Raw genomic sequence first — 15,530 nt, forward strand, 5'->3', positions numbered from 1 at the left:
TCGCCCGCCTCGTCGGCAAAAACGACCAGGCATAAAAATGCCGGACGAATCCGGCATCTTTGGTTACAACCTGCGGGCGTCCCGTTACTGGCGCACGCCTTCGAAGGACAGCATGAATTCCACTTCCTGGGATTTCGGGCCGAGGTCCTTCTGGATGTTGAAGTCCTTGAGCTTGAGGGTGGTGGTGCCCTCGAAGCCGGCGCGGTAGCCACCCCACGGGTCCTTGCCCTCGCCCATGAAGTGGGCCTTGATGGTGACCGGCTTGGTCACGCCGTTCAGGGTCAGGTTGCCGGTGACGTCGGCGGTGCCATCGCCGGTGGGAGTGACCTTGGTCGATTCGAAGCTGGCCTGGGGATGGGCGGCGACGTTGAGGAAGTCGGCGCTGCGCAGGTGCTTGTCACGCTCGGCGTGGTTGGTGTCGACGCTGTCGGTGTTGATGGTCACCTTGACCTTGTCGGCGGACGGATCCTTGGCATCGAAGCTGAAGTTGCCGTCGAAGTCCTTGAAGGTGCCGTACAGCCAGCTGTAGCCCAGGTGCTGGATGCGGAACTGGATGAAGGCGTGCTGGCCCTGCTTGTCGATCTTGTAGTCGGCGGCCATGGCCTGGCCAGCGCCCAGCAGAGCGGTACCCAGGGCCAGGGCGGCAACGGTTTTCTTCAGCATTGGATGGAGCTCCAGGTGGTGGTGGGAAGCGAACATCAGGAAGGAGTGTGGACCCGACCGAGCATGCGGACCAGGGTGCCGTCGCGGTCGACGAAATGGTGCTTGAGCGCGGCCACCACGTGCAGACCGGCCAGGACGATCAGCGTCCAGGCGAACCAGAGGTGGATCTTGCCGGCGGTATCGGCCTGATCCGGCAGGCCGCTCAGGGTCGCCGGAACCTTGAACCAGCCGAAGACATCGATGGCCACGCCATCGGCGGTGGAGATCAGATAGCCGGCCACCATGACGCTGAGCATCAGCCCATAGAGCAGGAAGTGCCCGGCACCGGCGGCGCGGCGCACCAGGGGGCTGCCCTCCACCGGCGGCGGCGGACTGACCAGGCGCCAGAGCAGGCGCAGCACCAGGGCGATCAGCAAGAGGATGCCGGCGCTCTTATGCAGTTCGGGGGCGGTGTGGTACCAGGTGTCGTAGTAGTCCAGGGTGCGCATCCACAGGCCGGAGGCGAACATGGCGACGATCGCCAGGGCCATGACCCAATGCAGAACCAGACTTACCAGACCGTAGCGAAGGCCATCGTTGCGCCAGTGCATCGCTTTTCTCTCCTGAAAAAGCTTTGCCTAAGCCTAGCCGCAAACGTATCGATGGAAAGCGGAAAAAGTATCGAATCAATATCGAAGGAATCGATGGATCGGACGGCGCGCGAAGGCCCCGTCCGCTCCGACCCAGACGCTGCGCGATGGCAGCGCCCGGGCTCAGGCAGGGATCAGAACGACCAGTGGAACAGCTTCCAGAAGAAGCCGTGCTCGCCACTGTCCTTGGCCGTCGCAGCGGCGGCGGCCTTGGGCGCAGCAGCCGGCTGGGCAGCGGTCTTGGCACTGGCCACGACCGGCACCACGGCCTTGCCGGCCTTGAGATCGCGGACCTGACCGGCAGCGCGCTGACCGCTGGCCAGGGCGCCTTCCAGGGTGCCCGGATGCAGCGGATCGGTGTGCTCGCCAGCGAAGATCACCCGGCCGGCGGGCTTTTCCCACAGCCGCCAGTAGCGGGTGATCTGGCCCGGACCATAGGCCAGATAGGCACCGCCCACGCCCGGATCGCGGCTGTAGCGACGGACTTCGTAGCCGGAGAAGGCACCCCGCGCCTTGGGGTAGAAGGCGTGGAAGCGGATCAGCACCTGATCGACCATCTGCTTGTCGCCAAAGGCCTGCACCAGACGCGCGCTGTCACCGGCCAGGTTAACCAGCACATTGGCGCCGCCCTTGACGTCCGGCTCCACCCACAGCATGCCCAGGCCCTGGTCGCTGTAGATCTCGCCGCTCATGCGCGACTTGCTGTCCCACACCGGGGTCTTGAACTTGAGCAGGATCTGGTCGCGCCAGCCATAGGTGGTGCCCTTGATCGCCGCCTGCTGGGTAGCATCCAGCGCCGGGGTCATCTGCACCTGGCCGAGGGCGCGCAGCGGCACCGCCATCACCACGTAGTCGGCCTTGTAGCCGGTGGCACCGGCCTTGACCACGACACCATCCTTGTCCTGGACGATGCTGGAGACCTTGTTGTCAGTCTTGATCGTCTTGATCTGCTTGACGAAGGCCTGGGCCAGCACCTCGCTGCCACCGGGCAGACGGGAGGCGCGCAGGTCCTTGTCGTCGACGCCGCGATAGACGCGGGTCTGCTGGGCCAGATAGAGCAGCGACAGCCGCGAGGGCTCGTCGTAGCGGACGCGGATGCGCTGGTTGATCAGCTGGCGCGCCACCGGCGGCAGATTCTGCTTGTCCAGCCAGGTGGCGGCGTTGATCTGGTCGAGGGCGTGCAGGGTCGGGGTGGCGGTCGGCTGCAGCGGATCGCTGATGGCGGCAGCCAGATCGTCCAGGGACTTGTCGACGCGTTTGAGGGCATCGGCCACGGCCGGCATCTTCTGCGCCAGGTCTTCCTGGGAAAAGTACTGGCCTTCGATCAGATAGCCCGGGGTGCGCACGAAGGACGGCGCGTCCACGGTCTTGAGCTTGAAGGTGTCCAGGTAGTGGTTGAGCACCGGCTGGGCCTTGGTGTCGCCGATCCATTCGCTGGAGGCGAGACCGGAACGACCGCCGACGCGCGCGCCGGCTTCCAGCAGGGTCACGTTCCAGCCGGCCTGCTGCAGTTCATAGGCCGAGGCCAGACCGGCCATGCCGGCACCGACCACGATCACCGAGGGACCACTGGGCGCTACGGGTGCCGCGGTAGCCTTTTCCGGCGCCTTGTGCGTCTCTTTATGGGCCTTCTCGGCAGCGCCTGCGCTCAGGCTGGTAGCGAATACGCCGGCTGCCAAGCAGACGGTAAAACCTGTCCAACGCGACGACATCTTTTCTAGACTCCTGGGACCGGGAAACGGCGGTGGCGCAGCATACGCCAGCGGCCCCGGGGCAACCAGACGGCGCCATGACCGGCAATCGGCCCGCGCCTTGCTCCCGTCGCGCGCCCTGGCTTAGGCTTGCGCCCCCTTTTTATCGCCGGGCCCGCCGCCAGGAGACGCCAATGACCAATCACGACTGGATGCGCCGTGACCTGGAGGTGCTCTGGCACCCCTGCACCCAGATGAAGGATCACGAGCAGCTGCCGGTGATCCCGATCCGCCGTGGCGAAGGCGTCTGGCTGGAGGACTTCGACGGCAAGCGCTACCTGGATGCCGTCAGTTCCTGGTGGGTCAATGTCTTCGGCCACGCCAATCCGCGCATCAACGAGCGCATCAAGGCCCAGGTCGACCAGCTGGAGCACGTCATCCTCGCCGGCTTCAGCCACCAGCCGGTGATCGAACTGTCCGAGCGCCTGGTCGCCCTGACCCCGGCCGGCCTCGACCGGGTGTTCTATGCCGACAACGGCTCCTCGTGCATCGAGGTGGCCTTGAAGATGAGCTACCACTACTGGCGCAACGTGGGCCAGCCGGAAAAGCGCCGCTTCGTCACCCTGACCAACAGCTACCACGGCGAGACGGTCGCGGCCATGTCGGTGGGTGACGTGGCGCTGTTCACCGAGACCTACCAGGGTCTCTTGCTGGACACCCTCAAGGTGCCCAGTCCCGATTGCTACCTGCGCCCCGAGGGCATGGACTGGGAAGCGCATTCGCGGCAGATGTTCGCGCACATGGAGCGCACCCTGGCCGAGCACCACGCCAGCGTCGCCGCGGTCATCGTCGAGCCGCTGATCCAGGGCGCCACCGGCATGCGCATGTACCACCCGGTCTATCTGCGCCTCCTGCGCGAGGCCTGCGATCGCTATGGCGTGCACCTGATCCACGACGAGATCGCCGTGGGCTTCGGTCGCACCGGGACGATGTTCGCCTGCGAGCAGGCCGGCATCCGTCCGGATTTCCTCTGCCTGTCCAAGGCCCTCACCGGCGGCTACCTGCCGCTGGCCGCCTGCCTCACCACCGATGCGGTCTACCAGGCCTTCTACGACGACTACCACACCCTGCGCGCCTTCCTGCATTCCCACAGCTACACCGGCAATCCGCTGGCCTGCGCCGCCGCCCTGGCGACCCTGGACATCTTCGCCCAGGACGACGTCATCGAGGCCAACAAGCCCCTGGCCCGGCGCATGGCCGAGGCCACCGCGCACCTGGTCGATCATCCCCACGTGGGCGAGGTGCGCCAGACCGGCATGGCCCTGGCCATCGAGATGAGCGCCGACAAGGCCCGCCGTACGCCCTACCCCTGGCAGGAGCGCCGCGGTCTCGCCGTCTATCAGCACGCCCTCTCCCGTGGCGCCCTGTTGCGACCCCTGGGCAACGTGGTCTACTTCCTGCCGCCCTATGTCATCACCCCCGAGCAGATCGACTTCCTCGCCGAGGTGGCGAGCGAAGGCATCGAGCTTGCCACCCGCACCTCGGTCAGCGTCGCCCTGAGCGACCTGCACCCCAACCACCGCGATCCCGGCTGATCTGGAGTCCGCCATGCGTCTAACCCGCTGCCACCTCGACCTGCCCCTGGCCCTCGGCCACCTCGACCTGCCCGAGGCCCAGGCCCACTACCTGGGCCGCGTGCTGCGCCTGGCGCCGGGGGATGCCATGCAATTGTTCGACGGCAGCGGCCGCGAATACCTCGGCCAGGTCACCGCGGTGGGCAAGAAGACCCTCAGCGTCGAGCTGACCGAGGAACTGCCCGGCCAACCCGATTCGCCGCTGCGCATCCACCTCGGCCAGGGCCTGTCCCGCGGCGAGCGCATGGACTGGGCGATCCAGAAGGCCACCGAACTGGGCGTGGCCGAGATCACCCCGCTGGTCAGCGAACGCTGCGAGGTGCGCCTCAAGGATGAACGCGCCGACAAGCGCCTGCAGCACTGGCGCCAGGTCGCCATCAGCGCCTGCGAACAGTGCGGTCGCTCCACGGTGCCGCTGATCCATCCGCCGCAGCTGCTGGCCGACTGGCAGGCCGGGCTGGACGCCGATCTCAAGCTGGTCCTGCACCCGGTGGCGGAGCCTCTGGAAAGCCATGCCCGCCCCACCCGCCTGGCCCTGCTGATCGGCCCGGAAGGCGGCCTGAGCGAGGCCGAAGTCACGGCCGCCCGCGCCGCTGGTTTCCAGCCGGCCCGCCTGGGACCGCGGGTGCTGCGCACCGAGACCGCCCCGGTGGTGGCCCTGAGTGTGGCCCAGCAACTCTGGGGTGATTTCCAGACCCCCTGATCTGCCCGCGGGCCGCTGCCCACGGCGGTCCGTCCCTTCCCCACGGATAGTTTTGGAGCCCCGGATGACCCTGCCCTCTCGCCCCTACGCCGCCTTCCTGTTCGACATGGACGGCACCCTGCTCACCAGCGTGGCCTCCGCCGAACGCGCCTGGAGCACCTGGGCACTCGGCCACGGCCTCGATCCGGCGGACGTCCTCGCCGTGATGCACGGAGTGCGGGCCGTGGAAACGGTGCAACGCTTCGCTCCGGCGGGCGCGGACATCGACGCCGAGACCCGCGCCATCACCGAACTGGAGATCGCCGACGTCGCCGACATCCAGGAAATCCCCGGCGCGGCGGCCTTCCTCGCCAGTCTGCCAACCGGCAGCTGGGCGCTGGTCACCTCGGCCTCGCGCCGGCTGGCGGAAGTGCGGCTCGCCGCGGCCGGCATGGCCCTGCCGCCGGTGATGATCTGCGCCGAAGACGTCACCCAGGGCAAGCCCGCGCCGGACTGCTTCCTGGCGGGTGCGCGCAAGCTGGGAGTGGCGATCGGCGACTGCCTGGTGTTCGAGGATGCCCACGCCGGCTTTGCCGCGGCCAAGGCGGCCGGCGCCGATGCCGTGGCCATCACCGCGACTCATCGCCAGCCGCTGGACCTGGGGCTGCCGACCCTGGCGGATTACCGCGGAGTCGCTGTCAGCCTGGATGAAAACGGCAAGATGCGCCTCACCCGGCAGTCCTAGAACACACCAGCAGCGGCCAGCCGTTCTTCTACGCCGATCAGATCGGGAATGCGCGCCGTGCCGCCTTCGTAGGCCACGGCGCCCAGCTCCAGGGCGGCCAGGGGCACCTCGGCGGCGACCAGCTCCGGGGTGATGCGCAACGAGCGCGGAATGCTGCGGATCAGCAGCGCCAGGAAGCGCACCCGCTCACGCCCACCCAGGGCGTTGAGGATGGCCACCCGCGCATGGCGATCGCCATCGAATTGCGCGGCACTGCCGCTGGACAGCGCTTCGAAACTGATCAGCGGCAGGCGCAGATCGCGCCAGGCGACCTGGCCCAGGCACCAGTCCGGCTGCACCGGCAGCGGCCGGATCTCGCGACAGGGCACCAGCTCGGCGACCGCCGCGTTGGGCAGCAGCAGGGTACGATCGGCCAGGGTCAGCAGCAGACCGGTCAGGTGTTCGGCGGGAGCGGCGGTCGACATGGGGAATTCCTTTAGCTTCGCTGCTCGGCCAGGCGCGCCACCAGGGCTTCGGCCAGGCCGCGGGGATCGGCGGTAAGGGTCGCAAGACCCGATTCGCGCAGGCTTTCCGGCATGCTCGGGGCGATGCAGGTGCTCGCCGACTGGGTCCAGAGCGTGCCACCGCGACGCCGCACATAGGGCGCCGAAGCGGTGCCGTCGTTGCCCATGCCGCTGAAGACGATGACCCCACAGCGCGCGCCGAAGTGCTGCGCCAGATTGAGCATCATCTGGCTGATCGACGGCGTATAGGGCTCGGGCCAGGCGCGCTCGACGATGTCCAGGGCACCAGAGGCGCGAAAGGTCAGCTCCTGCTGGGTCGGCACCACCACCACCTCGCCGCAGCGTACCGGCTCACCCGGGCGCGCGCCCTGGATATGCCATTGGCTGTGCCGGCCGACCGCGCGCAGCAGGCTGGCGGCAAAGCCGTCGCCGATGTGCTGGGCATAGAGGAAGCCGACCGGCAGACCGCCCGGCAGGGCATCGAGAAAGGCCTTCACCGCCGCCGGACCGCCCAGGGACGCGGCCAGCAACCAGACCTCGGGGGCCGGATCGCCGGCTGGCAGCGGCAGATTGGCCAGGGGTTCCGGCAGGGTCAGGCGCGGCGGTCGCGGCTGGTCCTGCAGCAGGGTTTCCAGGGCCGGGCCGACCGCCGCCACCGGATCGCCGATCAGCCGCTTGAGCTTGCCGATCAGGCGCTTTTCCCACTGGGTGAAGGGGTCGGTGAAACGCTCGGGAGCCTGGCCTTCGCCGAACAGGATGGGCACCTCGGCCCCCTCCAGCAGCGCGTCCACCAGTGGCGACTCCTCCGTCTGGCTCAGGTCGATCAGCCACAGGTCGGTCGCGACCGTGGGCCAGGCCGCTTCGTCGAAGCGCTCCGGATCGCTGTTGAGGACGACGTGATAGCCATTGTCGGCCAGCACCTGCTGCAGCACGTGGCGCTGCAGCGGACTGTCGGCCAGGATGGCGACGCGGGCGGTGTGCATCTCAGTCATCTTGCCTGACCAACCGATGGATGTGGGCCAGGAGTTCGCTCTCCTGGTAGGGCTTGCCCAGGTATTCGTTCACGCCCAGGCTCAGCGCCCGCTCGCGGTGCTTTTCCCCGGTTCGGGAGGTGATCATCACGATCGGCAGGTCCTTGAGGCGCGGGTCATGGCGCACCAGGGTCGCCACCTCGAAGCCGTCCATGCGTGGCATCTCGATGTCCAGCAGCAGGATGTCCGGCTGCCGCTCCTGCAACTGGGCGATGGCATCCACCCCGTCCTTGGCGGTGAAGACTTCCATGCCGTGGCGTTCCAGCAGGCGGCTGGTGACCTTGCGCACCGTGACCGAATCGTCCACCACCATGACCAGCGCCGGCCGGGTGACCTCGGCCACCGTGGCCGGGCCCTGCGCCAGCCGGGCGAGCTCTTCGCCGCTGGCGCGCTGGCTGCGGATCATCGCCAGCAGGTCGAGAATCACCACCACGCGCCCGTCCCCCAGCAGGGTGGCACCGGACAGGCCCGGTACCCCGGCGAATTGCGGACCGAGGCTCTTCACCACGATCTCCCGCGAGCCGGCCACCGCATCCACCTGCACGGCGACCGCGTATTCGGCGGAACGCACCAGCACTACCGGCAGCGGCAGGCTCTGGCCGCTCAGCTTGGGCTGCTGGCCGTTGTTGAGCAGATGGCCCAGGTAGCGCAGGTCATAGTGCTGGCCGCCGTATTCGAAGGTCGTCGCCCCCGGGCGGTAATAGCGCTCGAGATCGGCCGCGGTCACCCGCACGATACCCTCGATGGTGTTCAGCGGCACGGCATAGAGGTCATCGCCGGCATGCACCATGAGCGCGCGGTTCACCGACACGGTGAACGGCAGGCGGATGGTGAAGCGCGTCCCCTCGCCCGCCACGCTGTGGATGTCCATGTTGCCGCCGAGTTGCTTCACCTCCTGGTGCACCACGTCCATGCCCACGCCCCGCCCGGAAATCTGGGTGACGGTCGGCGCCGTGGAGAAGCCGGATTCGAGGATGAACTGCAGCAGGTCCTGATCGGTGAGTTGCGCGTCCTCCGCCATCAGGCCGCGCTCGATGGCCTTGCGGCGCACCGCGGCCAGGTCGATGCCCCGGCCGTCATCGGCCAGGGTCAGGATGATGTCGCCGCCTTCACGGCGCAGATCCAGGCTGATCACGCCCTCGGCCGGTTTGCCGGCGCGCTGGCGCCCGGCGGCGTCCTCGACCCCGTGGTCGATGGCGTTGCGCAGCATGTGCTCCAGCGGCGGAATGATCCGCTCCAGCACCGTGCGGTCCAACTCGCCTTCGGCGTTGTCGACGCGCAGCTCGATCGGCTTGTCCAGTTCGGCGCTGACCTGGCGTACCACCCGGTGCAGTCGCGGCACCATGCGCTCGAAAGGCACCATGCGGGTCTGCATGAGGCTTTCCTGCAACTCGGTGTTGACCCGCGCCTGTTGCAGCAGCAGGGTCTCGGCATCGCGATTGCGCTGGCCCAGGGTGTTCTTCAGATCCAGGAGGTCGGAAGCCGATTCGAACAGCGCCCGGGACAGCTGCTGCAGCTGGGAATAGCGATCCAGCTCCAGGGGGTCGAAATCCTCGTAGCCGGCGCGATCCACGTCTTCGTGATGACGACTGATGATCTGCGCCTGGGTCTCGGTATCCAGCCGGCGCAGCTGATCGCGGACCCGCTCGATGGTGGCTTCCATCTCGCCGAGGGTGGTACCGATGTCGCTGACCTGCTGTTCGACGCGGCCGCGGAAGATCGAGGTCTCGCCCGCCAGGTTGACCAGCTGTTCCAGCAACGCGGCCGGTACCCGCACCAGTTCCTGGGAAGAGCGCCGCTGCGCCGCCTGCTGGCGGACCTGCTGCAGGCGCTGCACGAACGGCAGCGGCGCAGCCGCTGGCGCAGGCGTCTCGGCCGCCACCATGACCGGTGCCGTGGTACTGGTCGGCTCAGGCGATGCGGCGAACGGGCTCGCGACGCCGGACTCGGCGTCTGGGCCTGGCGTCTCGTCATCCCCGGCCAGGTCCGCGGCCGCCGGCAGATCAGACTCGATCGCGACTTCGGCTTCGGCTTCGGCTTCGGCTTCGGCTTCGGCCGTCTCGACCGGCACCGGGGACGTACTCGCCGGAGCGGCGGCCGGTAGTGCCAGCTGGGCGACCGCCAGCTGCAGTCCGTCGACCCCCTGGGTCGCCAGGGCGCGTACCCGCTCGCGATCGTCCTCGCTCAATCCCACGGCGAGCGAGCGCAATTCCGCCAGTTGCTGTTCCAGCTCATGGGCCTGCTCACCCAGGCCGTGCAGACCGGCCAGGCGCGCACCACCCTTGAGGGTATGCAGGCAGCGCAGCAACTCGTCCACCGCCACGTCGGGCGCGGCCGGCCAGTTCGCCAGGGCCTCGTCCATGCTGACCAGCAGGTCCTGGGCTTCCTCCATGAAGATTTCGAGGATTTCCGCATCGGTGTCGGCGTCGAAGACCGGTGCGGCAACCACGGGCGCGGCCGTCACGCCGGCCGCCAGCGGCTCGCCGCGGTAGTCACGCAAGGCCTCGATCAGGTCGCCAGCCGGCGCCGAAGCCTGCCCCTGGGCCAGGGCTTCGAGTTGTTCGTGCAGACGATCGTGGCAGCGCTGCAGCAGACTGCCCAGGTCGGCACCGGGCTTGATCCTTCCCCGCGCCAGACCCTCGTAGAAGGCCTCCAGGGCATGGGCCAGATCGCCGATGGCATCCACCTCGGCCAGGCGCGCACCGCCCTTGAGGGTATGCAGGTCGCGCAGCAGGGATTCCAGTTCGAGACTGTTGTGCGGTTCGGCTTCCCAGGCGCGCAGCGAGTTCGCCATGCTGTCGAGCAGGTCGCGACTCTCTTCGATGTAGATGGCCAGCAACTCGGCGTCGGGTCCCTCGTCCGACTCCGGCGCGGCGGCCAGGGGCGTCGGCGCACACAGCGACGACTCCGCAGCCGTCGGCTGGTCCGCGATGGCTTCGCCGAGCTCAAACTCGCCTGGGGTAGACCCGGCGGCGTCCGACCCCAGCCGTTCATCGAGATGGCCGGTACGGATGCGCTGCAGGCGCTCGACCTGCTCGCCATGCTCACTGACCGGGTCACCCGCCGCCAGCTCTTCGAGCTGCGCGGCGAGGCAGCCATGGGCGTCACGCAGGGGGTTGCCCAGTTCGGCGCCACCGGCGAGACGGCCATCGAGCAGGCCTTCGTAGATGGCGTCCAGCTCCGTCGCCAGACGCGCGACCGGCATCACCCCGGCGAGATGGGCGCCGCCCTTGAGGGTATGCAGATCGCGCTGCAGGGTGCCAAGGTGGAAGCGCTGCTGCGGCTCCACCAGCCAACGCTTCAGGGCCCGGTCGGCGCTGTCCAGCAGATCCTGGGCTTCCTCGAGGAAGATCAGCTGCATCTCCGGATCGACGGGCTCGGCAGCCTCGGGCTCGACCTCGACGGCATCCGCCGGCTCGCTGTCCACCAAAGGTGGCAGCAGCTCTTCCGGCTGATCCAGCGACTCCAGCTCAGGCTCGGCTTCGGCTTCGGCTTCGGCTTCGGCTTCGGCTTCGGCTTCGGCGGGCAATTCGACGTCCAGCGCCAGCTCGGGTGCGACCGGCGTGGCCGTTGCCGGATCGAAAAGCTCTTCGGGTTCGGGCTCGGCCAGCAGGTTGGTGGCCGCCATGGGCAACCCGGCGAGAATGCCGGCCAGCAGGCCGCGCAGGCCCTGGATCCGCTCTTCGCTCGGCGTGGCCCGCATGCCACCGGCCAGCTGGTTGAGCATGCTGATCAGGGCTTCCTGGGCCTCTGCCGCTTCGCGGAAGAAGGCCTCGTCGGCAGGCAGCGAACCGCTCGCCGCAGCGGCATAGACCACCTGCAGCGCTTCAGCGAGTTGCTCGACATCGGCCAGGCCGACCCGGGCGGCTCCATCGGCAAAGGTATTCAGCCGCTCGGCCAGCAGATCCGCGCAGGCCGCCTGGTCACCACCGGTCCGCCAGGCATGCAGGCGCTCATCGGCCTCCAGCAACAGGTCCATTCCGGGCATCAGGAAATCGGTCAGCCGCAGGATGTCACGCTGCTCCGGCAGCGGTGCCTCGGGCAGCGGCAACTGGGGATCCAGCTCCTCCAGCAGCGCTTCGCAGGACGAGATGACGTCCGGCGCGCCTGCCAGCGGCATCGCCAGCGCCCCTTCGTCGAGTTCGCCCAGGCGCTGCTCCAGCAACTCGGCACCCCGGGCCAGCAAGGCGCACTCGGGTTCGGCGAAGGCGACATGGGCGAGCTTGTATTCCTTGGCCAGCCGTTCCAGCGCGGATGCCAGCTCGGCCATCGGCGAACTGCCCGCCATATGGGCACTGCCCTTGAGGGTGTGCAGGGCACGCAGCAGATTGTCGGAGACCGGCTGGGCACTGCCGGCTTCGGACTGCTCGAGAAAGCGGCGCACGGTTTCCAGGTGCGCCTGGGCCTCGGTGCGGAAGATATCCAGCAGCTGGGTATCGGCTTCGGCGGCGACGGGTGCCGCGACCTCAGGCTCAAGCACCTCCGCTTCGGGGAGCGTCGCCGACGCGGAGGCGGCTGCGCTGCCCGGTGAGGTACGCTCGGGCAAGGCTTCGTTACGGGCCAGCGCATGAGCGGCGTGGGCCAGCCAGTCGACGTCGTCACGCTGCCGCTGACGATTCTCGGCGTACTCCTCGACCAGCTCCGGCAGCAGGGCGCAGGTCTGCTCGACCACCGTCTGCAGGGCGGTGCTGTGGGCGACGCTGTGGTCCAGCCGGCGATTGAACAGATTTTCCAGGGCCCAGGCCAATTCGCCGATGACCAGTGCCTGGACCATGCGGCCACTGCCCTTGAGGGTGTGAAAATTGCGCCGCAATTCACTCAGGGCGGTGCGCTGCTCGGGCTCGGCCTCCCAGATCGGCAGCCAGCGTTCCAGCTCCGCCTGGACCTCGCCGGCCTCTTCGATAAAGACCTCGCGCAGTTCGTCCTCGACCGGCTCGGCGTCGGCGGCGGGCGGCAGCAGCGCTTGCGGCACCTGCGCTGCCGGGGGGTTGATGGGACTGACCGGCGCGGCCAATACCTCGGCGATCACATCGGCATCGGCATCGGCGGTCGCCAGCGACAGGCTGTCCGCCTCGCTGTCGGCCAGCAGCGCCTCGGGTTCGTCATGCGCGGGCGCGGTCTCGCCGAGCGGCTCGTCATCCGCCCCCTCGGCCGCCGCGTCTGCCTCCAGAAGATCGGCGGTCAGCGACGCTTCCGCTGCGGTTGGCTCGAGTTCGGCAGGGGAGGCTTCGCCAGCCGCTGCAGGCTCCTCGACCGGCAGGGCGGTGAGTTCCAGCGCCTCTTCGGCCACTGGTTCCGCAACCAGGGGCTGGTCTTCCGGCAGATCCAGATCCAGAGCCGGCGTCGCGACCTCGCCGGAGGCCAGGGGCGCTGCCGCCGCCTCGCCGTCGCCAGCCGCCCTGGGCGGATAGCCGAGGGCGATGAGACTCTCGTCGGCGATGTCGAGGATCATGTCGTGGGGCGTGGAGGGATCTTCCGCCAGGCGCTCCAGGTAGTACTCGACGCTGGTGATGGCGTCGGCAAGGGTGTCCAGGCTCTGCCAGTCCGGCACGGCCTGCTTGCCCAGCAGCTGCTGGCAGATGTAGTCGTTGGCCGCCTGCACCTGGCCCGCGGCCCGTTCCAGCGGGATCATCGCCAGGCCGCCACGGACCTGGGTCAGCAACAGGGGCACCGACTCCAGGTGGACATGGTTCCACTGGGAGGCGATGAACTCGATGATGGCATCCTTGGATTGCTCCAGGCCATTGCGCGCCTCGCGCACCACCACCCGATGCAGCTGATCGATGTCGGTGGTGGGCAGCCGGCTCTCTTCGGCATCGCCCACCTCGTTGCCGCTGACCATGCCGGCCAGGGTGGCTTCGACATAGAGCAGCGCCCCGGCGATATCCATCAGGGCGGCGTCGCTGGCCTCGCGCACGCCCTCGGCCAGTTCGGCGACGGCTTCGTGCTGTTCGAGCACCACCTTGCGCGGCTGACCGAAGCCCAGCACCGCCAGGGTATCGGCGATCTGCTTGAGCGGGGCCAGCAGACCGCGCAGGCTGGCGGGCTGCTGGCGATCGCTGCGCACGAAGAGGTCCAGGCTGTCCTTGATCTGCACCAGCTCTTCGCACAGCGCGGTCACCACCGAGCGCATGGCTTCGCGATCCGGACCGACGATGCGTGAGCGTTCGAAACCCACCAGCTCGGCATCCGGCAGGGCCTCGTCGAGGCGATAGTGCGCCTTGAGTGCGGCGATGCGCGGACTCTGCACCGGCGCCTTGGCCAGGTAGAACAGCAGATTCTTCAGCAGATCGGCCGGCGCCGGCTGATTGAGGGTGGTCACCCCATCGCTGATTAGTCGCTTGAGTTCGCGATCCAGTTGCCGCAACAGGCCGCGGATCGAACTGCTGTTGTCCAGCTCGCCGGCCTGCAGCAATTCGGTGAGGCCTGCGGCCACCGGCCAGAGCGCGCCGAAGGGCGAACCGGCGCAGAGCTGGTCCAGGCGCTCGAAGACCCGCAGCAGGTAATCCAGGTGCAGCTGGACATCGCGGTCGCGGAACAGCCCGACCTGGGCGCCCTGCAGCGCCTGGCGCAACTTGCGCAAGCGCGGCAGCCAGTCCGGCGCGGCGCGGTCGGCCAGTTCGGCGTCGCTCAGCGACAGCGGCGTGGCGGAGAGATCCGGAGAGAACAGGCTGGTCTCGGAGAGCAGCTTCTCGCCGCGCGCCGAACGCAGGTCGTTGAGGAGTGGCAGGATGGCCAGAGGCAGATCGCGGCGGGCTTCAAGAACCCGATCCAGATAGGGCGGTACCTGCAGGATGGCCTGCATCAGCACTTCCAGCGCCTCGTCGGAGCTGTTCACCCGCTCTTCATGGAGGGCCTGCAGCAACAGCTCCATCTCTTCGGCGAGCAGCGCGGCGCCGTAGAACTCCACCATCTGCAAGGTGCCGTAGACCTGATGCACATAGGTCCGACAAAAACCCAGGCGGCTACGGTCGTGCGGGTTGTCGACGAACGCCTCGAGCGCCTTGCGGGCCTGCTGCAAGGTTTCGGCGATCTCTCCCTTGACCCACTCGAGGGCTACGTAGTCGTGTCGATCGATCATCTCGGCTCCTGTCATGCCGGGTGGTCCAGCTGGCGGGTGAACGCCAGGACTTCGGGATGATCGACGGGTATCAGTTGCGGGTGGCTCCAATTGCTCACCTCACCGACACCCAGGACCAAGAGCCCACCCGGTGCAAGCCGCTGGACCAGCTGGTTGAGCAGGTCTCGACGCAGCCAGCGGCGGAAATAAATCAGCAAGTTCTGACAAAAAATGACGTTAAGCCCCTGCAAGGGGGCCTGGCCCAGTTCCAGCACATTGAGCCGGGCAAAGCACAGTCGCTCCATCAAGCCGGCGGCGACCTCGAAGTTGCCATCGCTGCGCGGACGAAAATACCGCTCGCGCAGGGCGGGCGGCACCCCGGCCAGGCGCTGCAGGCTGTAGGTGCCCTGCCGCGCCTGGCGCAGGGCTTCGCTGCTGATGTCGGTACCGGTCAGGGCGAACGTCAGCGGGCGCGTCTGCCGCGTGAGCACTTCGGCGGTGCTGATGGCCATCGAAAAGGCTTCCTCGCCACTGGCACACCCCAGGCTCCAGAGGGTCAGGCTATCGCCCTCGGCGGTCTTGGCGAACTCGTTCACATAGGTTTCCAGCAGCGCGAAGGACGGCGGATGGCGAAAGAAGCGGGTGGCCTGGATGGTCAGGCGGTCGAGCAGCCGAACCCATTCGATGCGCCCGCCGATGCCGGCGCAGACGACCTGGTAGTAGCTGTCGTAGTCCGCGATCGTCAGTTCGCGCATGCGCGCGGCCAGCTGGATCTGCAGAAAGCTGCGCTGGCGATCGTCCAGCACCATGCCGGCGCGGGTTTCCAGCAACTGTCGCCAACGCTCGAAGTCCGCATCCGGCAGCTCGGGAGCACGGCGCAACGCCCAACTCG

General features: G+C 68.1%; 10 protein-coding genes. 3 read left to right on the top strand and 7 right to left on the bottom strand.

From position 1 onward, the window contains the following. Positions 1–84: 84 nt before the first annotated feature. The 3 genes from PVZ72_RS00145 to PVZ72_RS00155 all read right to left on the bottom strand — a co-directional run bounded on the left by PVZ72_RS00145 (position 85) and on the right by PVZ72_RS00155 (position 3,004). A complete protein-coding gene (locus PVZ72_RS00145) occupies positions 85–663 on the bottom strand; it encodes a YceI family protein (protein ID WP_059313566.1) in 579 nt (192 codons plus the stop codon). A gap of 35 nt (positions 664–698) precedes the next feature. Further along, positions 699–1,253 (bottom strand): cytochrome b, encoded by a 555-nt coding sequence (locus PVZ72_RS00150; RefSeq protein ID WP_064307485.1) that lies wholly within the window; start codon positions 1,251–1,253, stop codon positions 699–701. Between the two features lie 173 nt (positions 1,254–1,426). After that, on the bottom strand, positions 1,427–3,004 hold the full coding sequence (locus tag PVZ72_RS00155; protein ID WP_273860881.1) for a flavin monoamine oxidase family protein: 1,578 nt from the start codon (positions 3,002–3,004) through the stop codon (positions 1,427–1,429). Between the two features lie 173 nt (positions 3,005–3,177). On the opposite strand from PVZ72_RS00155, the gene PVZ72_RS00160 reads away from it, so the two are divergent. From PVZ72_RS00160 to PVZ72_RS00170, 3 genes are all read left to right on the top strand, one after another. Continuing rightward, positions 3,178–4,578 carry an adenosylmethionine--8-amino-7-oxononanoate transaminase gene (locus tag PVZ72_RS00160; RefSeq protein ID WP_133861439.1) on the top strand — a complete coding sequence of 467 codons (1,401 nt, stop codon included), beginning with the start codon at positions 3,178–3,180 and terminating at the stop codon, positions 4,576–4,578. Between the two features lie 13 nt (positions 4,579–4,591). Next, on the top strand, positions 4,592–5,320 hold the full coding sequence (locus tag PVZ72_RS00165) for a 16S rRNA (uracil(1498)-N(3))-methyltransferase (protein ID WP_273860882.1): 729 nt from the start codon (positions 4,592–4,594) through the stop codon (positions 5,318–5,320). A 64-nt stretch (positions 5,321–5,384) separates the two neighbouring features. Then, positions 5,385–6,044: an HAD-IA family hydrolase gene (locus tag PVZ72_RS00170; protein WP_273860883.1), complete on the top strand. Its 660-nt coding sequence runs from the start codon at positions 5,385–5,387 to the stop codon at positions 6,042–6,044. On the opposite strand, the gene PVZ72_RS00175 is transcribed toward PVZ72_RS00170, so the two are convergent. Genes PVZ72_RS00175 through PVZ72_RS00190 form a run of 4 tightly spaced genes read right to left on the bottom strand, consistent with a single transcriptional unit; the run spans position 6,041 to position 15,519 of the window. Further along, the gene (locus PVZ72_RS00175; RefSeq protein ID WP_007161686.1) at positions 6,041–6,508 is read right to left on the bottom strand and encodes a chemotaxis protein CheW; all 468 of its coding nucleotides are present in this window, start codon (positions 6,506–6,508) and stop codon (positions 6,041–6,043) included. The genes PVZ72_RS00170 and PVZ72_RS00175 overlap by 4 nt on opposite strands. 11 nt (positions 6,509–6,519) lie before the next feature. After that, positions 6,520–7,539: a chemotaxis protein CheB gene (locus PVZ72_RS00180; RefSeq protein ID WP_273860884.1), complete on the bottom strand. Its 1,020-nt coding sequence runs from the start codon at positions 7,537–7,539 to the stop codon at positions 6,520–6,522. Continuing rightward, positions 7,532–14,659: a hybrid sensor histidine kinase/response regulator gene (locus tag PVZ72_RS00185; RefSeq protein WP_273860885.1), complete on the bottom strand. Its 7,128-nt coding sequence runs from the start codon at positions 14,657–14,659 to the stop codon at positions 7,532–7,534. Before PVZ72_RS00185 ends, PVZ72_RS00180 begins: the two co-directional genes overlap by 8 nt. An 11-nt stretch (positions 14,660–14,670) precedes the next feature. Then, positions 14,671–15,519, bottom strand: coding sequence for a CheR family methyltransferase (locus PVZ72_RS00190; RefSeq protein ID WP_273860886.1), 849 nt, complete (start codon positions 15,517–15,519; stop codon positions 14,671–14,673). Positions 15,520–15,530: the final 11 nt, after the last annotated feature.

It is taken from the genome of Pseudomonas sp. LA5, from assembly GCF_028640825.1.
GTDB classification, from domain to species: Bacteria; Pseudomonadota; Gammaproteobacteria; order Pseudomonadales; family Pseudomonadaceae; genus Chryseomonas; species Chryseomonas aestiva.